Annotated in this window: 18 protein-coding genes; 7 read left to right on the top strand and 11 right to left on the bottom strand. The window is 59.3% G+C overall.

From position 1 onward, the window contains the following. Positions 1 to 300: 300 nt before the first annotated feature. The 4 genes from GAO09_RS21035 to GAO09_RS21020 all read left to right on the top strand — a co-directional run bounded on the left by GAO09_RS21035 (position 301) and on the right by GAO09_RS21020 (position 4681). Entirely contained in the window at positions 301 to 1434 is a 1134-nt protein-coding gene (locus GAO09_RS21035; protein WP_153357056.1) for a PspA/IM30 family protein, read from the top strand. Positions 1435 to 1439: 5 nt separating this feature from the next. Then, positions 1440 to 2090 (top strand): OB-fold-containig protein, encoded by a 651-nt coding sequence (locus GAO09_RS21030; RefSeq protein WP_153357054.1) that lies wholly within the window; start codon positions 1440 to 1442, stop codon positions 2088 to 2090. Then, the gene (locus tag GAO09_RS21025; RefSeq protein WP_153357051.1) at positions 2087 to 3811 is read left to right on the top strand and encodes a flotillin family protein; all 1725 of its coding nucleotides are present in this window, start codon (positions 2087 to 2089) and stop codon (positions 3809 to 3811) included. The genes GAO09_RS21030 and GAO09_RS21025 overlap by 4 nt, the downstream gene beginning before the upstream one ends. Before the next feature lie 186 nt (positions 3812 to 3997). Then, positions 3998 to 4681: a hypothetical protein gene (locus GAO09_RS21020; protein ID WP_153357048.1), complete on the top strand. Its 684-nt coding sequence runs from the start codon at positions 3998 to 4000 to the stop codon at positions 4679 to 4681. Between the two features lie 109 nt (positions 4682 to 4790). Here GAO09_RS21020 and GAO09_RS21015 read toward each other — a convergent pair whose 3' ends face one another. The 5 genes from GAO09_RS21015 to GAO09_RS20995 form a co-directional block, all read right to left on the bottom strand. Continuing rightward, positions 4791 to 5975: a M20 aminoacylase family protein gene (locus GAO09_RS21015; protein WP_153357045.1), complete on the bottom strand. Its 1185-nt coding sequence runs from the start codon at positions 5973 to 5975 to the stop codon at positions 4791 to 4793. Between the two features lie 74 nt (positions 5976 to 6049). Beyond that, positions 6050 to 6844 (bottom strand): amino acid ABC transporter ATP-binding protein, encoded by a 795-nt coding sequence (locus GAO09_RS21010; protein WP_153357042.1) that lies wholly within the window; start codon positions 6842 to 6844, stop codon positions 6050 to 6052. Then, positions 6841 to 7770, bottom strand: a complete 930-nt coding sequence (locus tag GAO09_RS21005; RefSeq protein WP_153357039.1) for an amino acid ABC transporter permease — start codon at positions 7768 to 7770, stop codon at positions 6841 to 6843. Before GAO09_RS21005 ends, GAO09_RS21010 begins: the two co-directional genes overlap by 4 nt. Further along, the gene (locus GAO09_RS21000) at positions 7767 to 8654 is read right to left on the bottom strand and encodes an ABC transporter substrate-binding protein (protein ID WP_153357036.1); all 888 of its coding nucleotides are present in this window, start codon (positions 8652 to 8654) and stop codon (positions 7767 to 7769) included. The genes GAO09_RS21005 and GAO09_RS21000 overlap by 4 nt, the downstream gene beginning before the upstream one ends. A gap of 62 nt (positions 8655 to 8716) precedes the next feature. Next, positions 8717 to 9688, bottom strand: a complete 972-nt coding sequence (locus GAO09_RS20995; protein ID WP_153357033.1) for a substrate-binding domain-containing protein — start codon at positions 9686 to 9688, stop codon at positions 8717 to 8719. A 102-nt stretch (positions 9689 to 9790) separates the two neighbouring features. Between GAO09_RS20995 and GAO09_RS20990 the strand changes: the two genes are divergently transcribed. Further along, the gene (locus GAO09_RS20990; RefSeq protein WP_153357030.1) at positions 9791 to 11119 is read left to right on the top strand and encodes an aminotransferase-like domain-containing protein; all 1329 of its coding nucleotides are present in this window, start codon (positions 9791 to 9793) and stop codon (positions 11117 to 11119) included. Positions 11120 to 11153: 34 nt separating this feature from the next. On the opposite strand, the gene GAO09_RS20985 is transcribed toward GAO09_RS20990, so the two are convergent. The 3 genes from GAO09_RS20985 to GAO09_RS30375 form a co-directional block, all read right to left on the bottom strand. Further along, on the bottom strand, positions 11154 to 13715 hold the full coding sequence (locus GAO09_RS20985; protein ID WP_153357027.1) for a GcvT family protein: 2562 nt from the start codon (positions 13713 to 13715) through the stop codon (positions 11154 to 11156). A gap of 174 nt (positions 13716 to 13889) precedes the next feature. Then, positions 13890 to 14756: a WecB/TagA/CpsF family glycosyltransferase gene (locus GAO09_RS20980; RefSeq protein ID WP_153357024.1), complete on the bottom strand. Its 867-nt coding sequence runs from the start codon at positions 14754 to 14756 to the stop codon at positions 13890 to 13892. Continuing rightward, positions 14713 to 16062, bottom strand: a complete 1350-nt coding sequence (locus tag GAO09_RS30375; protein WP_153357021.1) for an O-antigen ligase family protein — start codon at positions 16060 to 16062, stop codon at positions 14713 to 14715. Before GAO09_RS30375 ends, GAO09_RS20980 begins: the two co-directional genes overlap by 44 nt. A 200-nt stretch (positions 16063 to 16262) precedes the next feature. Between GAO09_RS30375 and GAO09_RS20970 the strand changes: the two genes are divergently transcribed. After that, the gene (locus tag GAO09_RS20970; RefSeq protein WP_209018782.1) at positions 16263 to 17327 is read left to right on the top strand and encodes a glycoside hydrolase family 5 protein; all 1065 of its coding nucleotides are present in this window, start codon (positions 16263 to 16265) and stop codon (positions 17325 to 17327) included. 2 nt (positions 17328 to 17329) lie between these two features. Here the strand turns inward: GAO09_RS20970 and GAO09_RS20965 are convergent, their stop codons facing one another. Further along, the gene (locus tag GAO09_RS20965; RefSeq protein WP_209018781.1) at positions 17330 to 18115 is read right to left on the bottom strand and encodes a polysaccharide deacetylase family protein; all 786 of its coding nucleotides are present in this window, start codon (positions 18113 to 18115) and stop codon (positions 17330 to 17332) included. Positions 18116 to 18183: 68 nt separating this feature from the next. After that, entirely contained in the window at positions 18184 to 19344 is a 1161-nt protein-coding gene (locus GAO09_RS20960; RefSeq protein WP_209018780.1) for a glycosyltransferase, read from the bottom strand. A gap of 98 nt (positions 19345 to 19442) precedes the next feature. Between GAO09_RS20960 and GAO09_RS20955 the strand changes: the two genes are divergently transcribed. Next, positions 19443 to 20900 (top strand): lipopolysaccharide biosynthesis protein, encoded by a 1458-nt coding sequence (locus GAO09_RS20955; RefSeq protein ID WP_153357008.1) that lies wholly within the window; start codon positions 19443 to 19445, stop codon positions 20898 to 20900. Here GAO09_RS20955 and GAO09_RS20950 read toward each other — a convergent pair. Next, a complete protein-coding gene (locus tag GAO09_RS20950) occupies positions 20897 to 21244 on the bottom strand; it encodes a hypothetical protein (RefSeq protein WP_153357005.1) in 348 nt (115 codons plus the stop codon). The genes GAO09_RS20955 and GAO09_RS20950 overlap by 4 nt on opposite strands. Positions 21245 to 21252: the final 8 nt, after the last annotated feature.

Genomic DNA, 21252 nt, shown 5'->3' with positions numbered 1-21252 from the left:
TGTCGGGCTGATTGCCTTCTAAGGGAAGCATGGCGGCTCGTCCGCCATGCTCATGTACTTATCCGTTTCAAAGCCGATGCAGACCGTGGACGAAACGCCGACTGTGCCCGCGTGTCTCCCTCCCTGTCGCCAGTTCTTTTTCGTCGTCGATCTTCCCGCCATGCCTGACGACCTGTCCCGGCACCTCGTGCTGCTGCGTATCATTCGCATCTCAGAGGCGACGACGTTGCGGGTGTCCACAACTCGAAATGGGGGTTTATACCCTTGAAAGCACCAAAGTGGTGCTTTACCTATTTAAGCATGCCACAAAGTACACACACATCGACTTTGCGCTACGATCTTGCTCCCGACGAGCAGGCGAAACAGGCTTTCGAAGATACCTTCGAGGCCTATGCGGCCATGTTGGCCATGCTGGATGATCTCGCCTCGGAAAAGGGCGGTGCCAATCTCGTCACCCTGCATGAGCTTGCTTATGAAACGGTGCGGGAGCGAACCCACCTGCCGGCCCGGCTGGTTACGCTCGGCCTGCGCGATTTCGCCTCCAACCGCAATCATGCGGCAAAGCCCGACCGCTTGCCGCTGGATGACAAGCTTTTCGCCATCAAGGGACCATCGACGCTGACCATTGCCACCGTGCAGGGGCGCGTCTCCGTCCCTTACGACGTGGCGGGGTATTCCGCCGGCGTTTCCGGCATCTTTCCCGCGCAACTCGTTGCGCAGAACGGCAGCTACCAGATCCATATCGGCGTCACCACGCACGCGAACAGAACGGAGAAGACGATCATGACGAACGAAGGCATTCTTTCCCGCATGGGCCGCCTGATCGCCGGAATGGCGAATGCAGCCGTCGATAAGGCCGAGGGCGCCAACAAGGTCGCCATTGTGGAACAGGCGCTGCGCGAAATCGATACCGCTGCGGAAGAAGCGCGTACCGATCTCGGCAAGTCGCGCGCCGAGGAATATCGCATCCTCACCCGCCGCAACGAAATCGGCACCGATCTGCAGGCGCTGGATGAAAAGATCCGTACAGCGGTTTCCGCCGGCCGCGACGATCTCGCCAAGGCCGGTGTCGCCCGCCAGATTGATCTGGAGGCACAGCTTGCCGCGCTCGACAAGGCGCTTGCCAATGCCCGCGAACAACTTGCCGAGGGGCAGCAGGCACTGCAGGCTGTTCTCGCCACCCGCCGCGAAGCCGAGGAGAAGCTCGCTGCTCTGAAGCGCAGCCTCGAACAGTTCCCGGAAGCCGGTGAGGGCGCGCAGGCGCGCAAGAACCCGGCCGATGGCGCCGCCCGTGCTGCGGCCACCGTCTCACGCCTGACCGGCGTGGCATCGGGGGATCACAAGGCCTCCGCGGAACTGGACGAACTTGACCGCCTGCACCGCGAACAGGCCATCGAGACGCGTCTCGCACAGTTCAAATCTGGCCAGAACTGACGCCCATGGACCTGTTCCTCGCCCCTCAGGCAGCACCGTTTGCCGTGGCCAGCATCATTCTCGTGACCATCACGGTTCTCGAAATGGGCTGCCTGCTGATCGGTGTCTCGCTCAGCGAACTGGTGGACAAGGCGATGCCGGAAGGGCAGGGCGGCGGGCTTTCGGGCCTGATGTCCTGGGTCAACCGTGGCGGCGTGCCGGTTCTTGTCCTCGTCATGCTGTTGCTCGGCTTCTTTGCCGTGAACGGTTTTGTGCTGCAGGCGGTCGCGCGCGCCGTCTTTATGCCATTGCCGGCAGTGCTTGCCTCCATACCGGCTTTTGTCGTCGCGGTCCCGCAGGCGCGTTGGGCGACAGGCCTGATCTCGCGCATTATCCCGCGCGATGAAACTTATGTCATCGATCCCGCCGACTTCGTCGGTCGCCTTGCCGAAGTCACTGTCGGCCCGCTCGATCAGGGTCTGCCCGGCAGGGTGCGTATCAAGGACCGCCACGGCAACTGGCACACGCTGCGCGCCCGCGCCGCAGCCGATGCCGCAGCTATTCCGATCGGGGCGGAAGTCCTCCTCGTCGATACCGTTTCAAACGTTTTCATTGCCATCGCTGCACCGTCGGACCTGACCGCGGAGCCGAACCCAACCTCTACGGAGCTTCCATGATATACGATCTGTTGTTGCCCGCCGGCATCGGCCTTGTCGCGATCTTCGGCATCGCCTTTGTCGTCGCCTCGCTCTATACCCGCTCCAGCCGTGACGAGGCCTATGTCCGTACTGGTCTCGGTGGTCAGAAGGTCGTGCTCGACGGCGGTTCCGTCGTGCTGCCGATCTTCCATTCCATCGCCCGCGTCAACCTGAAAACCCTGCGTCTGGAAGTGCGCCGAGGCGAAAGCGATGCACTGATCACCAAGGATCGCATGCGCGTCGATATCGGCGCCGAGTTTTATGTCCGCGTCAAGCCGGATGCTTCCTCGATTGCGCTGGCTGCCCAGACGCTGGGTGATCGCACCAACGATGCGGAACAGCTGCGTATCCTCATCGAAGCCAAGTTCGTGGACGGTCTGCGTTCGGTTGCTGCGACCATGAACCTTGATGCCCTGCAGGAGCAGCGCATGGATTTCGTGAAAGCCGTTCAGGAAGCCGTCGGTGCCGACTTGCAGTCCAACGGTCTTGAACTGGAATCGGTGTCGCTGACCCGCCTCGACCAGACCGATATCAAGCATTTCAACGCCAATAACTTCTTCGACGCCCAAGGCCTTGCAACGCTCACCCGCATTACCGAGGCACGCAAGAAGGAACGTAACGAGATTGTCCGCGATACGGAAGTTGCGATCGCCCAGAAGGATCTGGAGGCCCGCCAGCAGTCGCTGACCATCGAGCGCACCAAGCGCGAGGCAGAACTGAACCAGGAACGCGACGTCGCCAACAAATCGGCCGCCACCCGCGCCGAAACCGCCCAGCAGGAGCAGGCGGCCAAGCGCGCCGAGGAAGAAGCCCGTATTGGTGCCGAGCAGGCAATCGCCGAACGCGAGGCGCTCGCCAAGCAGGCCCGCGAAAGCGCCAATATCGATGCCACTCGCGCCGTCCAGCAGCGCGACACGGAAGCCCGCCGCGACCTGCAGATCGTTTCGCAGGAAAGCGCCATCGCGGTCGCCAACAAGAGCCGCGAAGAGTCTGAATCCAAGGCCCGCGCTGAAGAAGCCCGCGCGCTTGCGATTGCGGCTGAAGAAAAGGTATCGACTGCCAAGGCCGTCGAGATCGCCGAACGCGAACGCCAGATCGCCATCATCGACGCCCGCAAGAAGGCCGAGACAGAAGCAACCGCAGTCACCGTCGGTGCCGAAGCCGAAAAACAGGCCGCCGTCGACCAGGCCGATGCCATCAAGACGCTTGCCAACGCTGAGGCCGATGCCGCCATCATTCGTGCCAAGGGTGTGCTCGAGACCGGCAAGGCGGAGGCCGAAAGCAAAGCTCTGCTCAACGATGCGCATAATCGACTGAGTGCCGCCATCATCGACTACGAAATCCTGCGCGAGCGCATCCGCGTTATTCCGCTGGCACTGGCGGAAGCGGTCAAGCCGATCGAGAAGATTTCCGACATTCGCATTTTCGACACCGGTGGCATGCTGGGTCGCGGCGGCGAAGGCGGCGGTTCGGGTGTCGGCCTTGGCGAAGGTCTGGCCGGCCAGCTTCTGAGCTATCAGGCCAACAAGCCGGTGCTTGATCAGTTGCTGAAAGAAGCCGGGTTTACAGGTGAGAACGCCATCGCCTCGCTGATGGGCGATCTGCAGGCGCCGGCAAAGCCGAAGCCGGAAACCCCTGCTCCGATTGCCAAACCGGCCATAGATAGTGCACCGAAAGGACCGCAGCCCGATAAAGGCTGATTATATATGAAAGAGAAAGGGCGGGCTCCCGCCCTTTCCGGTCGACCAAGCACCGGCCATGAGGAGCAGGTTATGTCCTTCATATGCATCGGATTCACGTTTCCACGTCGAACCAGCATCAGGATTTGGCTGGTGCTCGTTTCCCTGCTGTCGGGCCTGTTTCCCGCGCAAAACACAGGAGCGAAAATGCCAGCCGAGGAATACAAAGACATCATCGCATTCGCGTCCGATTTTTCGAATAACGACACGTCAATCGTGGATCGTGTCCGGCAAATGGCGGCCGATCCGCCGACCGATATCGAAAGCATCGGCTTTTACGGCGCAGAGGACTATCCGCCACGACACCGGCTGTTTCTTGCCACGGTCAGCCTGCTCGACAATAATCAGAAGCTGTATTCGGTCGAAGACAAATATACCGCCGAGATTTTTTCCATCTGGCAGGATGACGGTATTATCGACGAGAAGACGCTGCCTGCGGCGGCGAAAGCTGTGTTCGGCCCGCTGATCACCGGTGTGGAACCGCCTGGCGGCGTGCAGCAGTATCACGGCCTCGTCTGGGAAAAATATGACGAGGCGACAAAGGAGCTGGAAAAAGCTCTTGCGGACAATGGTCGGGTTCTCCTGTCCATCGACGCCACGGATGGCGACACGATGTTGTTTGCTCTCGTGTCGCCAGAGATCGCCGATCGCTGGCGCGACAAGGCGCTGAGTGAGCATCAAGGCTATTATTCCGGCGCGCGCTCTCCGATGTGGGACCGCTTCTGGCTCTACCTGAATTATTCCACCCGCGGCATGATGGCGGCCGAAGATCGCAAGGGCATTCCTCCGGGCACCTCCGAACGTCCTGATGCGATCCCATTCGCAAAGTGACACCTTCCAACACGAGCGAAGGTCACTCAGACATTCGTCAAAACAAAAAAAGCCTCCTGTGACACGTGTCACAGGAGGCTTTTTATTGTGTTGTCGGAAATCGGTCCGCTTACGCGTCGAGATAACGCTCGGCCAGACGCGCCCACATGGCCGAACCGGTCGTCAGACTGCCGTCGTTGAAATCATATTTCGACGAATGCAGGATGGCTGAATCCTTGCCGTTGCCCAGACGCAGGAAACTGCCGGGGCGGTGGTGGAGGAAATAGGCAAAATCCTCGCTGCCCGGCAGAGGCGGGCAGGTGGAGACGTTTTCCTCGCCAACCAGTTCCCGCGCCACTTCATTCGCAAACGCCGTTTCGGCTTCCGAGTTGAGGACCACTGGATAGCCGTATTCGTATTCGATTTCCGCCGTCGCGCCATGGCCTTCCGCCACGCTGTGGGTCAGCTTGCGGATACGCTCTTCCAGCAGTTCGGCCACGGCCGGATCGAAATAGCGCACGCTCATCGAAATTTCGGCGGTGTTCGGTATGACGTTCGATGCCTTGCCCGCATGGATGGTGCTGACGGTCACGACCGCCGTCTGGGTCGGATCGACATTGCGCGACACGATCGATTGCAGCGTCACGACGAGATTGCAGGCGATCAGCACCGGGTCGACGGTCAGGTGCGGACGCGAGGCATGGCCACCCTTGCCGATGATGGTGATCTTCACCGTATTGCCGCCCGCCATGATGGCGCCAGGACGAGTCAGAAGCGCGCCGGCCGGCATGCCCGGATGGTTGTGCAGGCCAAAGATGGCATCGATCGGAAAGCGATCGAACAGGCCGTCCTCGATCATTTTCTGCGCGCCACTGTTCTTGCCGGCTTCCTCCGCAGGCTGAAAAATCAGCGTCACGGTGCCGTTGAAACGCTTTGTGCGGGCCAGATATTCGGCAGCGCCGAGCAGCATGGTCGTGTGGCCGTCGTGACCGCAGGCATGCATCTTGCCGGGCACCGTGCTGGCATAGGCCACACCGGTTTCCTCGGCGATCGGCAGCGCGTCCATGTCGGCGCGGATGCCGATGCTTTTCGTGCCGGTGCCGTTCTTCATCGTCGCAACAACGCCATGGCCACCGACATTGCGGGTCACGTCAAAACCCCAGCCTTCCAGCTTGTCGGCCACGTAACGGGCGGTTTCGGCCTCTTCGAAGGAGAGTTCCGGATTTGCGTGCAGGTGCTGGCGGGTCGCCTTCAGTTCGGCTTCCATCGCATCGAAATCGGCAACGCGGGCGTAAAGATTGTCTTGAGTTGGCATGATCTATCCAGACTTCTTGAATTTCAAAGAAAAAGGCCCCGGCCTTTCGGCCGGGGCTAGTCGGGGAGGATGGTTTATAGGAAACGCGACAGAAAAGCTTGTGTGCGCGGATGCTGCGGGTTGCCGATCACATCTTCCGGCTTGCCCTGTTCGACGATGACACCGCCATCCATGAAGACAACGCGGTCGGCAGCTTCCTTGGCAAAACCGATCTCGTGGGTGACGACGATCATGGTCAGTCCCTGTTTCGCCAGATCCTTCATCGTCGCCAGCACTTCGCCGACGAGTTCCGGATCGAGCGCCGAGGTCGGTTCATCGAAAAGCATTAGTTTCGGCTTGATCGCCAAGGCTCGGGCAATCGCCACGCGCTGTTGCTGGCCGCCGGAAAGCTGGCGCGGATAATTGCCTTCTTTTTCCGACAGGCCGACGCGCTTCAGAAGCTGCCGCGCGTTTTCGATCGCGTCCTTGCGGCTTTCACCGTGAACGCCGACCGGCGCTTCGATGATGTTCTGCAGCACCGTCATGTGCGGGTAGAGATTGAACTGCTGGAACACCATGCCGATCTTGCGGCGCTGCTTGGCAATGCCGTTATCGGTCAGCTTTTCCAGCCGGTCGTTCTTCACCCGGTAGCCGATCTGCTCGCCATCCACCTCGATAAAGCCCTGCTGGATGCTTTCGAGGTGGTTGATACAGCGCAGAAAGGTCGATTTGCCGGAGCCGGACGGCCCAAGAACAACCACGACCTCGCCGGGCGCGACATCGAGGTCGATACCCTTTAGGACTTCGAGCTGGTCGAAAGCCTTGTGGACATTGCGGGCCTGAACGAGGGGTTTTGCATCAACAGCAACTTCTTTGACAAGAGCGGTCAATGGCTTGCCTCCTCTGTAACAACGGCCGGTTTGGCGGCAGCCGTTGCATTGCGGCGGTCGCTGCGGCCGTAATAGGCTTCGATATAGCTCTGACCGATGTTCAGGACGGAGGTGATCAGCAGGTACCAGATGACCGCAACCATCAGCATCGGAACGATCTCGAACGTGCGGTTATAGATCGACTGAACCGAATAGAGCAGGTCGGCCATGGCGATGACGCTGACGAGCGAGGTCGCCTTGATCATGCTGATCAGCTGATTGCCGGTCGGCGGCACGATGGAACGCATCGCCTGCGGGATGATGATGCGGCGAAGCGCGCGGGCCTTGGTCATGCCAAAAGCCTGTGCGGTTTCCGCCTGTCCGCGCTCGACGGACAGAAGGCCGCCACGGATGATTTCCGCCATATAGGCCGCTTCGTTGAGCGCGAGGCCGACAATCGCCGCCGTCATCGGCGTGATCACCGAATTGGTGTCCCAGCTGGCAAGCGTCGGGCCAAACGGGATGGCGATCGACAGGTTCGGAAACAGTGTCGACATGTTGTACCAGAAGATCAGCTGGACCAAGAGCGGCGTGCCGCGGAAGAACCAGATGAACAACGAGGCAAAACCGCTCGCCAGCCTGTCGTCGGACATGCGCATGATGGCGATGATCAGGCCGAGCGCCACGCCAAGGATCATGGCGATCACGGTGAGGCCAAGGCTGACGTAAAGCCCGCTCAGCACGGTCGGGTCGAAGAAATACTGGGCAACGACCGGCCAGCCGAAATTCTCGTTATTGGCAACGATCCAGCCGAAATCGACGACGACGATCGTTACGATCAGCCAGAGCGCAAGACGCCCGTAACGGAATGGCGCGTGGGCGGTCGCCACATCGCGGAAATCCGCAGCGCCCGAAGGCGCTGCTCGTGGTGAAGTGTTGGTGCTCATTTCGGCAGCTGTCCACCGAGGTTGATGCCCGGCTCCTTGAGCATGTTGTTCTCAAGGCCCCACTTTTTCATGATCGTCGCATAGGTGCCGTTGTCGATCAGAACCTTGACGGCATCCTTCAGGAGCGGACCGAGCGGCGAACCTTTTGGCACGACGGCGCCCTGATACAGGCTGTCGAAACCGTTCTTTTCACCAACGCCGGTCAGTTCCAGCTGGCCGTTTGCCTGGGAAACGAAATAGGTCAGCGGTGCCTGCGAGGAGAAGAAGGCATCGGCGCGCTTGGAGCGGACAGACAGGATCGAGGCCGGCTGGTCGGTGTAGGACTGCACGGCAACGGCTTCCTTGCCATCGGTCTTGCACTTTTCCGACTGCGCCTGGATCACGCGCTCGGCGGAGCCGCCGGCCATGACGGCAATGCGCTGGCCACAGGCGGTGTCGAGCGAGGTGATGCCCTTCGGATTGCCCTTCTGAACGGCGAAGACCACGAATTCCTGAACCCAATCCACGAAGTCATTGGCTTCTTCGCGGCTCTTGAAGTCACCGACCGGGCCGAAAGCGAACTGGTAGCGGTTGGAGTTGACGCCGGCGAGCAGCGCCGGCAGGCCGCCGACGGTTGCGTGGTCGATCTTGACGCCGAGAACCTGGCCGAGCGCGTCGGTGAGGTCGGCGCTGGCGCCGGTCATTTCTGTGCCGGTGACGATTTCATAAGGAGGGAAGGAGCCGTTGTTGACTGAGGTCATCTTGCCGGCGGCCTTGATGTCGGCCGGCAGGCGGTCGTTCAGTTCCTTGACCATTTCCAGTTTGATGGCGGCGTCCTGTGCTTTCGCAACGCCGGCAAGGGCAACGCCCACCAATGCAAGAGCGATGAGTTTCTTATGCGACATGTTCATTCCCCTTTGTTTTACAAAGCTACGTTTCTTGAGAGGCTAAGGTTTCAGAATTCCGCTCAGCCGATGCGGCTGCCGTCGGTATCGTATGCAAAAAGCTCTTCCGGCGTCATGTGACGTTTCATGATGCCTTGCGCATGCAGTTCCTTGGCAAAATCGTCAATCATCTTGCGGTTGATGGCAAAGCCGCTGGCGTCCCAACCCTTGGGCAGTTCGCGAGATGTCTTCAGCACTTCGTCGAACATCCAAGGCGTGGTCTCGGCATATTTGCGGCGCTTCTCGGTCCACATCTTCTGCGACTCGTCCACCAACCGGCTGACCTCGGCGATTACCCACGGATTTTCGGCGACGATTTCGGCCTTGATGCCGATCAGATGCATGCCGGGAACATAGCCGACACCATCGAAATAACGGCGCTCTTCCGAACGGAAGTCCGATAGAACCTGACGGAAGGGTGAACCTGGTTCGAAATAACCGTTCGGCATGAACGGTGTAAAAATCGCATCCAGTCCGCCGTCGCGCAACAAATCGACCATCGGCTTCTCACCGGGGCAGGCCTCGATCAGGCCGGGCTGGCCAAATCCGTCCAGACGGTCAGTGATCGGATGAGCTTCGGTGAGGCGGCCAGCATACCACATGGCATCCTTGACCTCGACACCTTCGCGGCGCACTGCCGCGCGTGTCCAGGTGTTGCCACTGTCGCGCCAGCCGGTCACGCCGATGCGCTTGCCTTTCAGCTGGCCAAGCGTGGTGATGTCGCTACTGCCCATGGTCATGATGCAGCGATGACGAAAACCGCGCATGATGAAGTTGGGGATACCGACGACTGTGTCATCGCCATCGTGACGAAGCTGGGTATAGCGGCTGAAGGAAATTTCCGCGGCGTCATGGTCGGGGTCTTTGCCGAGATGGGAAACCAGCGTGCCGATGCGGTCAACCTGAAGATCGAGCTTGTCGGACGTGACGTCGCCGAGAACCAGCGGTGTCATGTAATCCCAGTCACGAAGTGCAATTCGAAGGCGCAGTGTCATTTGAGCTACTCATTCAGAAAATGCTGATGGACGTAGATTAAAATGTTCATTTTGGATTGATCAAATGTTATTACGTTATTGAACATTAAATTTGGTGAGAAAATGAGCGACGCCTACAATTCAACCTGGTTTGCCGAAAAATTGAGCGACCGCACAATTCGCGGAATCGCTTTGGAAACCAGTGCCTTGATCCGCGCGGGCGCGCTGCCGGTTGGCGCAAAACTGCCTCCAATCCGCGACCTCGCTTTTTCGCTGGGGGTCAGCCCCGCGACGATTTCCGAGGCGTGGAGCGAGCTCCGAAAGCAGAAAATCATCACGGGCAGGGGTCGAAACGGTACCTGGGTAAGCGGTGATCGTTTCATCGCCAAGCCGGAACGGCTGGCCAGCTCCGGTCGTTATGGCCCTGATGCACTCGATCTGACCATGGCCGTGCCGGATCAAAAACTGCTGCCGCCGCTTGCAAAGGCGCTCGCCTATGGTGCCTCGGCGGAGGATCTCAACAGCTATGAGCGCAGCCGGATACTGCCGGAACTGGAAACGGAAGTCCGCAAGCAATGGCCTTACGAGGCTGAGGCATTTTTGACCATGAACGGTGGTTACAACGCCGTCTACACCGCCATTCAGGCGCTGGTTACACCGGGTGCGCCTGTCGCCATCGAAGAGCCGACGGCCATGCGCCTTCTGGATATTCTCGAACATCAGGGTGCACGAATCATCCCGGTGAAATGCGATCAGGACGGGCCTATCCCATCGTCACTTCAGGAGGCGATGCGCTACAAGCCGGTGGCCTTCCTGTTCCAGCCGCGCCTCCATTCGGTAACCGGTCGCACCGTGACTGCAGGGCGAATGTGGGAACTGGCGGACATTTTGCGCGGCAGCGATACGCTGATCATCGAGGATGATGGTGTCGCCGACATTGCCGAAAGCGGGCGTCATTCACTCGGCAACGAATTCCCCGATCGCGTTATCCACATCCTGTCCTTTTCGAAAACCCACGGGCCGGACCTGCGCCTCGCAGTGCTTTCGAGCACAAAGGCGATCGTCGAACAGATACAGTCCTATCGCAGCTTCAGCGCCGCCTGGACGAGCCGCATTCTGCAGGCCGCCGGCGCCTGGCTGCTGCGCGACGAGACAACAGCCGAGATGATTACGACAGCGCGTGGCATCTACAAGACGCGGCGCGACGGGCTGACGGAGAAACTCGCTGCGCGCGGTGTCGAGGCGACGGTCGGCAGCGGCCTCTGCGCATGGGTGAAGGTCGAAAGCGAGCCGTTTGCCATGGTCACGCTCGCGGCGCGCGGCATTGCTGTGCAGCCGGGCAACAAGTTCTCCTTCCTTCCCAGCCATCATCTGCGTGTCGCCACCAGCACGCTGGAAGATCGCGCCGATGAGGTGGCGGATGCGATCGCTCTTGCAGCACGAGGGGGGTGAGGGGGCGGCGCTTCTTGCGCCCGTCTCCCCGCTCTCAGCTCCGCGGCTTCAAGTTCTCCGGGTCGTAGATCGGCTTGTAACCGACACTCACAACTTCCACCGGATAGCTTTCCGCAAAATATTCGACATTGAGCTTGCGCCCGACTTGGGCATGCGACCACGGCAGATAGGCAAGCGCGATGTTCTTGCCCACCGTCGGACCATAGGCGATTGAGGTCGTGTAGGAGCGCCGACCGAGCTCATCGACCAGAACCGCGCCCGTATCCGGGTCCATGACCGGCAGGTTGCCGACCGGATATCGTTTGATACCCGAGGCATCGGTGTTTTCGGTCATCACCAGCGTGCACAGCATGGCCGGCTGGTTTTCCCGCGCCTTGTATTCCAGGTGTTTTGCCTTGCCGCGGAAATCCGCTTCCTTCACCTTCGGGCGCGCCAGATCGGCTTCGATCAGGTTGTATTGGGTCAGTAGATCGCCGTTCTGCAGGCGCAGCGATTTTTCCATGCGGCGCGAATTGGCATAGGTCTCGACACCAAATGCCATCACGCCGGTAGCGCGCAGCGCGTCCCAGACGGCTAGGCCGTCCTCGTATTTCATGTGCAGTTCCCAGCCCTGTTCGCCGACATAGGAAATGCGGAAGGCGGAGACCTGCTTGCCGGCGATCTCGATCGGCTTGATGGCCGCGAATGTGAAGTTCTCGATGTTCAGACCATCCGGATCGGCAACCACTTTCTTCAGCGTCTCGCGGGCATTCGGACCCCAGATGCCGATGGTGATGAATTTTTCGGAGACGTCGGTAATGGTGACATCGAGGCCGCGATCCGCCGCCACGCGCTTCATGTAATGATAATCGCGCGGGCCGGCATCTGCGCCGTTCACCAGACGGCCACGGTCTTCCATGCGGAACACGGTAAAGTCGGCGCGCACCATGCCCTCGTCATCGAGGAAGTGGGTGTAGATGCCCTTGCCGATATTGCCGTCACCACCGATCTTTGCCGCGCACAGCCACTCCAGCAGCTCGACATGATCGGGCCCTTCGATATCGACCATATGGAAGTGGCTGAGGTTGACGATGCCGACATCCTCGCTCATCGCCAGATGTTCGGCATTCGAAACGCGCCAGAAATGGCGGCTGTCCCATTCGTTCTCGCGCTCCGGCACCTGATTGCCGTATTTTTCCAAGAGGTGCTCGTTGGCGGCGTAACCGTGGGCACGCTCCCAGCCGCCAAGTTCCATGAAATGACCGCCGAGTTCTTTTTCACGCTCATGGAACGGCGATTTTTTCGCGCCGCGACCGGTCGCGTAAGGCTCGCGGGGATGCACGGCCGGGAAGTAGATCTTTTGGGCAGCCTCATAGGTGCGGCCCTCGATGAACTTTTCTTCCAGCTGATGCGGATAGAACCGTGCGTAATCGATCGAATTGTGGTCGACCTCGGTGCGGCCGTCGGTCATCCAGTCGGCAATCAGCTTGCCGTAGGCCGGGCCGTCTTTCACCCAGATCGCCACGCAATACCACAGTCCACGCACCTTCTGGCTTTCGCCGCAGGAAGCACCACCGCCGGCCGATACCTGCAGCAGGCCATTGAAGGAATGGCCTTCGTTATAACCAAGCTCGCCGAGAATGGGCGTCAGCTCGATCGCCTTTTCCAGCGGCTCGAGGATCTGTTCCATGTCGAGGTCGCGCTGCGACGGCGACAGGCGTGCTTCGTGTTTTTCCAAAATGTCGCGGGGGTGGCAGAGGCGCGGATTGGTGGTTTCGTAATAACCCCACTCGATCTGGCCACCCTCGGTCGTTTTCGGATCGCCGGTATCGCGCATGTAAGCCGAATTGCCCTGGTCGCGCAGCAGCGGAAAACCGATCTCCTTGCCCGTGCCTTCGAATTCGTTATAGGGGCCGAAAAAGGTCAGCGGATGATCGACCGGCATGACGGGCAGGTCTTCGCCGACCATTTCGGCGATCAGGCGGCCCCAGATGCCGGCGCAGACGATGACGTGATCGGCCATGATCGTGCCGCGATGAGTGACGACGCCCTTGATCCGGCCGCCTTCGACGATCAGCGATGTTGCCGGCGTATTGCCGAAAACCTTTAGCTTGCCCGCCTTTTCACCGGCATCGACAAGCTTGCCGGCAACGGTCTGGCTGCGCGGAATGACGAGACCGGCGTCGGGATCGAACATGCCACCCTGAACCTGATCCTCCTCGATCAGCGGGAACATTTCCTTGATTTCGGACGGCGTGACGAGGCGGACATTGGTGCCAAAAGCCTTGCCCGAGGTGACCTTGCGCTTGATCTCCTCCATCCACGTGTCGTCGCCGGTGCGCGCCACTTCCAGACCGCCGATGCGGGCGTAATGTCCCATCTTCTCGTAGAAATCGATCGAATACTGGGTGGTCCAGACCGACAGGTAATCGTGGCTGGTCGTGTAACAGAAATCCGAGGCGTGGGCGGTGGAGCCGATATCGGTCGGGATGCCCGACTTGTCGATGCCGACGATGTCGTCCCATCCGCGCTCGATCAGGTGATGGGCGATCGAGGCGCCGACGATACCGCCGAGCCCGATGATGACGACTTTAGCCTTGCTCGGAAATTCTGCCATTGCATGCCTCGTGCTTCGAAATGTCCGGCGATCTTATGAGGAGTAACATGCGCCACCTCTTCAGAATACGACATGCACGAACAACGATGCGCCATGGCGCAACTGGCGACGGATGTCGCAAACGAAAACGGCCGGGCGTTGAACCCGGCCATTCTGTTCTGTGGGCTGACTGCTTCAGGATGCCCGCTTCTTTTCGATTTCCTGCGGCACGATCGCCGGATCATTGAAACCGGCAATCGGTTTGCCGGCAAGATCGCGCGCCACGGCAAGCAGAAACGGCCAGGACGACACAAAATACCGCTTGGCCAGACGGCGTGGCTCGCTGGCCACCCGCCAGAGGAATTCGAAACCGAGTTTCGACACGATCCAGGGGGCCCGGCGTTTGGTGCCGGCGTAAAACTGCAGGGCGGCACCAAAGGCCATGCCGTAGCAATCCGGCAGGTCGTGTCGATGCTGCGCCATCCATTTTTCCGATTTCGGCGCGCCGAGGCCAAGGAAAAGATGCGTCGTCTGCTGCTTGCGGGCAAGAGAGGTCAGCCAGGTGCCGAAGGCCTCGTTTTTCTCAAATCCCATCGGCGCGGTAATGGATAGATGGTCCGTAAAGCCCAGTTCGCGAATACGCTCGTTCAGCTTGATGGCGGTCTCTTCATCCGGGCAGACGAAAAGCAGGCGATGTTGTCCCGGAGACAGGCGACGCAGAATTTTAGGAAACAGGTCGGAGCCTGAAAGGCGGCCGGGAATGGGGGCGCCACGCAGACGGGCATAGATCATGACGGGCATGCCATCGACCACGGCCTTCCAGGCGGAGCGATAGGCCGCGCGAAATTCGGCATCCTTGGTCAGGCGCACGATATGATCGACATTGGCCGTGACAAGCAGTTGCAGGCCTTCCGCGCGCGGAGCGGGCGTTGCCAGCGCCGCCAGCATGACCTCTTCATTCCACGTGGTGAAGTTGAACCCCAGAAGGTTGTGCTCAGCGGATGTGTGGTTGTTATCATTATCCCATTGCGATGGGACGCCTCGGGGCGAAAGCTCTGTCATGAACTGTCCCAGACTCCGTATCTCTGACGATGCTGCAGCGAGCCTGGTAAGCCAAGCCGAACATTGCTGCGGACAACGTGAACCAAAATGGGCCGGATCGCGCCAAGAAGACACTCTCCAAGCAGGCCAGAAAGATACCGTAGAGCCAAATTCTTAAGAACAACCGGGAAATATTGTTAGAATTGTTCCGATCACTTTGAATATTAAAGCTTCTTAGCGGGACGTAAAGTAGACAAGCTATCAGAATAAAGAGGCCTGGTAATCCCATGTTAACCATGGCGTCTACGTAGGCATTGTGTGCATCTACTGCTTTTACGGCCCAGGTGAAGGCTCCGAGGTCACTGTTCACCAGTGTGTTAGTACCCCAGAAACTATCAAACCCATATCCGAAGACCGGATTTTCGGCGATTGCTGCGAGTGCGAGATTCCAGATGTCGGCGCGCGCGGTAAACGTTGCGTCGATGCCGAGTGAGGTTACGAACTCGCGCACGGCCGGCAGGGCAACCACCCCGACAGTGGAAAAGTTGATAAGACCGACACCGCCGAAAACGATGGGCACCCGTGCCCAGCGAAAGCGCTCGAAGACAAATGCCAGAACCAGAATGACCGGCATCAGTGCCGTCGATGTCTTGGCGCCGGTCTTGAGCAGGAAGAGCGCGGAGCCGGCAAAGATGGCAAGTCCGATCACGCGGGACCAGGAGCGCGCCAGATAGAGCCCGAAAAAGCAGAACATGGCCATCACGCCGCCTGCCTCGTTCTTCTGAACGTAGAGGCCACGCCACAGCCCGGCATGTTCCGGCTCCAGAAAGTCGTTGGGCTGATGGATCGAGAGATAGGGCACGAAAATCACGCCGAAATAGCAAAGCCCCAGCACGATCAGTACGCTCTTGCCCAGCAGTCGCGCAAATTCCTCTTCGCTTGCGGGCAAGAGCAGAAGGATGCCGGCGCTGAGTGTGACCATGATGGCGATGATCGAGCGTTTGAGGGCGCCGGCTGGATCGACAGACAGAATGGCGGTCAGCAGCAGCCAGAAGAACAGCGTGCCGAACACGAGGCGGGGCTGTAAGACGAGTTTGCGGGCCTGCGCATTGGTCGCGGCAAAGGCAACCAGCATCAGGGTCAAAAGCACCATGATACCTTGCGTCCAGCCCGGCGGCTTTGACGTGGAAGGGTCGACGCTCAGGTCGGTAAACGGCGTCAGCGTGACCCAGTAGAGCAGGAATACGCCGATGAACAGCAGTCGCGCGGCAAGGCTTGCCCGCGGGGCGGCCGGTCTGCCGGTGGCGATTTCGCTGTCTGTCGGCACTGGCTGGGCTCCATCTTGTCGATGCCCGATAGGCACCTTTCCGTCAGGCTGATTAGATTAGAGATGTCGCATTAAGAATTTGCCAAGGCTGAATGGCGGCGGTTTGCGGCGGCTTAACCACGAAGGGTGAAGCGTCGCCGCGGGGCGCGGGTTTCATGTATCATGTGGGTCATATCTGTTGCGCCAGAAGGGTGAGACGCTTGAAATTTCAACTGTTTTCGTTGCGTCAGGGTCTCGCCGTCTGCCTGCTGCTGCTTCTTGGCGACACCGTTGCCGCCCAATCTCCGCGCACCGCGGAAGAACAGACCGCAGCCCTCGGTCGTGGCGTCAATTTTGGCGGCATTCTGGAAGCCCCCGATGCCGTCGATCGCGCAAAGCACCTCGATCGCACGCTTTTCAAGGCCGTAAGGGACGGCGGGTTTGCCACAGTTCGCCTGCCGGTTCGATTCAGCAATCACGCCGGCTTGACGGTGCCCTATGCACTGGACGAAGCCTTCATGCGTCATGTCGATGACGCGGTGGAATCGGCGTTGGCGGAAGATCTCACAATCATTATCGATTTTCACCATTACCGGCAGATGGATGGCGATCCGCTGGATGAAGGCGAGAGGCGAGCCGACCTTTCCGACGAGAGCCTGCGCGAACGTTTCACGCTCATCTGGCAACAGATCGCCGAGCGGTATCGTTCGCAGCCGGTCGAAAAAGTTCTGTTCGAGATTTATAACGAGCCGCACGGCAATACCGATGGCGATGTCTGGAACCAGCTGGTCGCTGACACGCTTGCCGTGATCCGCAAGAGCAATCCGGAGCGGTTTGTCATCGTCGATGCCGGCAACTGGGCGACGGCCTGGGGTTTGGAAACGCTGGAACTGCCGAAAGACGACCGCCGCCTGATCGTGTCGGTCCACAATTACGCGCCGTTCGATTTTACCATGCAGGGCGCAAGCTGGATCGAAAATTCGGCAAAGTGGGTCGGCACACCCTGCTGCTCCAAGGCACAGATCGCCAAGATCAACGAGCCTCTGGATATCGCCGTGGAATGGTCACGCGAGAACAAGCGCCCGATCTTTCTCGGCGAATTCGGAGCCAATTCCATTGCCGGTTACGAGGATCGTGTGCGTTATACCCGCATCATGCGCGACGAAGCCGAAAGACGCGGCTTCACATGGGCGTATTGGGATTTCTCATCCGACGAGTTCGGCCCGTGGGATTATCTCGGCAAGAAATGGCGCGTCGAACTGCGTGACGCGCTCACCGGGAAATAATCCTAGGCAATTCCCAGACGGTTCACCGTATCGATCACGGTTTCAACCTTCATGCCGCGCTTGCGCACCTTCTCCACCACTTCGGAGAAGAAGCGCGGCGTGCAGCCGATATTGGTCGGGTCGGGGCGCACGTCGTGGGTATAAAAGATCAGCCAGCCCTTGCGGCGTTGGGCATCGTCCAGCATGGCGTCGATAGAGCCTGAATCCTGCGAACAATCATAAAGCTCCTGCGCCTGCAGATGCGCGAGGTCGATAATGCCGTGATTGGTGCCGACCTTGATGCCCCGCAGCACCGGATAGCGGTTCATCAGGGTCAGCTTTGACATGACCGAAATCATGCCGAACGGATAGGCGAAGGAGACCGGTTTCGAATGGCCGACGATCTCGGAAATGATCCGGTCGTTGCGACGAACGTCTTCCTTCAGGTCGGAAAGCGGGGTGCGCTGCACATTGACATGGTCATGGGTATGGCCGCCGATTTCGTGCCCCTTGTCGGAGAGGTCGCGCACCATTGCTTCATCGACAATCAACTGGCCGTTTTCGTAGCGCCCCATCAAGCCGCTTGCCAGATAGAAGGTCCCGCGCATACCGGCGTCTTCCAGAGCTGGTGCCGCGTTCTGATAGCAGGACACGGGAAAGTCGTCGAAAGTAAAAGCAACGACAGCCTCATCCAGTTTCAGACTATATGGCCTGAAATGTACGTGCCTGCCGATCTTGCGGGAAAATCCATAGAGAATTTCCTGCGGTGAGTTTGACCGCATGCCGCGGTCTGCACCATTATCCGTCATACCGCCCCCGATAGATTGATGCCGTTTCTTTAATCCAGATTGCGGCATCGGGTAAGTATCGTTCTGTGTTAATGGTTACTTCGAAGCGGAAGCCTCATTTTCAAAAGCACGTCTTCGAATGCTTGTGACGCGCGCTCGACCGAAAACTGCATCGCGCGTTCCCGCAGCGCATTGATATCGGTCGGCTTGTCGAGAACATCCGCCATGGCGCCAGCCAGTTCCTTCGCATCGCCCACCGGCACCAGAGGCCCGAGTGCGCCACCCTGCAATATTTCGCGCGGCCCATGCGGTGCGTCCGTACATGCTACCGGAATACCGCAGGCCATCGCCTCGATAATCGCATTGCCCAGTCCCTCATGGCTCGAGGAGGAAACGAACAGCGATGCTCTTGAAAGCGCTTCGATCGGATGGGGATGGTGGCCGGGAAGATCGACATCGCTGGTCACGCCCAGTTCGACGATTTTTGCTTCGAGGTTCGGCCTTTCCGATCCCTCGCCGACAATTGTCAGTTTCGCCGGCCGTTGCTTTCGCAGCAACGCAAACGCCTCGATCAGCGTCACAAATCCTTTCTCCGGCGAAAGTCGCCCTACGGAAAAGATATGGCCCGGCTCGGGCGCACGCAGGCTGCCGTCGATCTCAGCGCGGATCGCCGGTGTGATCACCGCATTGGTGCCAAGATTGACGATCTTTTGCCGAGGCACGGAAAACTGTTCGATCAGGTCGTTGCGAGCGCCCTCCGTCAGCGTCATCACCACATCCGCCATCGGATAGAGTTTTGGTGCCATCCGATAGGCCAGCCGGTTCTGCCAGTAGGGATCGTTCAGTCGTGCCTGAACCGGGCTTGCCGCCTCACGCAGGATGATCCAGGGGCGCGATGCTTTCGGAACGAAACGCGATGCCATCGCTAAAAGCGCATTGGGTGCGGCTTCGGCCGAAACCACGCCTTTTGGCCGCCCTTTTACCATCAGCCTGCGGATCGCTGGTCCGGCGAAGGCGAGCCGTATTTTGGTGCCATCGCCCAAGTCGATGACCGGCACATCCGGGCTGATCAGTGCGTTCAGCGGGCCTGAACTCTGCAGCGTGACAATCGCCGTGTCTATGCCATTTCTCTGCAACTCATTGGCGAGGAGAATGGCATCGCGCTGCGCGCCGCCACCATCCAGGCCCCGAACCAGAAAACACAAGCGTCCGTTAGCATTCTCGATACCACGAGAGGGATTGGTAACCATTGATCCGCCATTATCAGCTTTGAGCTTTCCTCGGAGGAGGGTATCCATCCAGGATCGCAGCCCGCGTATTTTAGGCGGCAATCATTAATGCGAGGCGAATGGCCGACACATCGGGAAAAACGCAATCGGGCGAGAGCGACGTTCTCGTCTACCTGCTCTGCCGGGTGGCCGCCGCGATTTTCAACATCGTGGCCGTGGCGCTGTTTACCCGTCTGTCCGATGCGCATCTCTATGGTGAATATCTGATCGGTTTCTCGATCTGCTTCATCGTCTACAGCCTGACGGTTCAATGGGCCGTGTTTGCGCATTTCGGTACCTATACGCAGGAGGCCGCCGATCGTTTTGCCGGCTCGCTGCTGGTGATTTCCGCTGTGATGACCATACCGGCCCTGTCCGTTATTGCTGTCCTGGCCGCGACTGATACGCTGGAAATCCACATCGCCTGGGGTTCTGCTTTTCTAGCCGTCTGCTTCACCGCCTATTTCGCTTCCACCGAAATCGCCCGCGCACGGCTGCGGCCCGGTCTCGTCGCCATCGCCACCATCCTGCGCAGCGCACTGTCCATGCTGCTCGGTTGCGCCGCACTTTATCTCTTCGACAGCCCGACGGCACTTTTGATGGCGATCGGCATCGGTTATGCACTGGGCGCCATCCCGATTTTCGTCTTTCTCGCGCGCACCAGTTGGGCCAAGGGCTTTGTCTGGCCGCTGAAAAGCGATGTTTGGGGCATGCTGCGTTACGGCTGGCCGCTGATCTTTGCCTTCGGGGCTTCCGCCGGCGCGCTCAACATCGACCGTATCGTGCTGGAGCATTACACCAATGCAGCTTCAGTCGCACCCTATGGTGCGGTGATGGACCTGATGAAGCAGACATTTCTGGTTCTCGCCGAGGCCATCAGCGCGGGGTATATCGCCCATGCCCGCAAGCATATGCTGAACAAGGATGAACACGAAGTCGGGCAGGTACTGCGCCGCAGCTTTATCTCGCAGGTTTTTATCGTTGTGTTCGGTACCACGGCTTTTCTCGTGCTTGGCCGTCTTGTCTTCGGCATCATTCTGGCGCCGAGCTATGTCGATACGGCACTGGAAATCATGCCTTTCCTGCTGATCGGCAATGCCATCCTTATCCTGCGTGCCCATTATTTCGGGCAGATCATCTATCTCGGCGCGTCCTCGATGCTTGAACTGATTGCCTCCGTGGCGATGGTTGCCGCCGCCGTCGTCGCCGCCTTCATGCTGGTGCCGGACATGGGGCCGAAAGGCGCAGCTTTCTCCTTCGCCATCGGTCAGATGGTGGCACTCGTGATCCTGATCGTCGGCGCGCCGAAAGCCGCCCGCATGCCGATCGACTGGGTGAGTGCCGGCATGCTTCTCGCGGCCGGTTTCAGTCTCACTGTGATTGGCTTGGAACTGCAGGTGCTGATCGGCCATCTCTGGGCCAACACCATCAGCATCCTGCTGATCGGTATCGTCAGCGCCTTCTTCGCCATCCGCTGGAATATTTTCAATATCGGCGAGGTCGCCGGCAAACTGATGGGTAAAATGTCGCGAGCCTAGTTCGCCTTTTTCACTTTTGTCGCCGGCACGAAAACGGTCCATCCTTCCGGGTCGCCCCAGTCTCTGGGTTTCGCACAGCTCACGACAACGTTGTCGCCTGAGGCGCCATGGCTTTTCGGCAGCCATTGTACCGTCAGCGCCACGTCACAGCGCGGGGCGACCACTTTCAGGTTCGGATCAAGCGCTTGCCAGTCATCACCCGTCGTCTTGTTATGGGCGTCCAGAAAGCGAACGGCTTCCTGCCGGATTTCGTAAAGGCCGTGAAGCGTGTCCGTATTTCGGAACTGCTCCACACAACAGGCAAGAGCTTCGCCATCCGTCACGAATATAAATGCAGCGATCATGGACCCGG

Source organism: Endobacterium cereale, assembly GCF_009617585.1.
Taxonomy (GTDB): domain Bacteria; phylum Pseudomonadota; class Alphaproteobacteria; order Rhizobiales; family Rhizobiaceae; genus Neorhizobium; species Neorhizobium cereale.
Note: the sequence above shows the minus strand (reverse complement) of the source record. Positions and strands in the feature narration are given on the sequence as shown.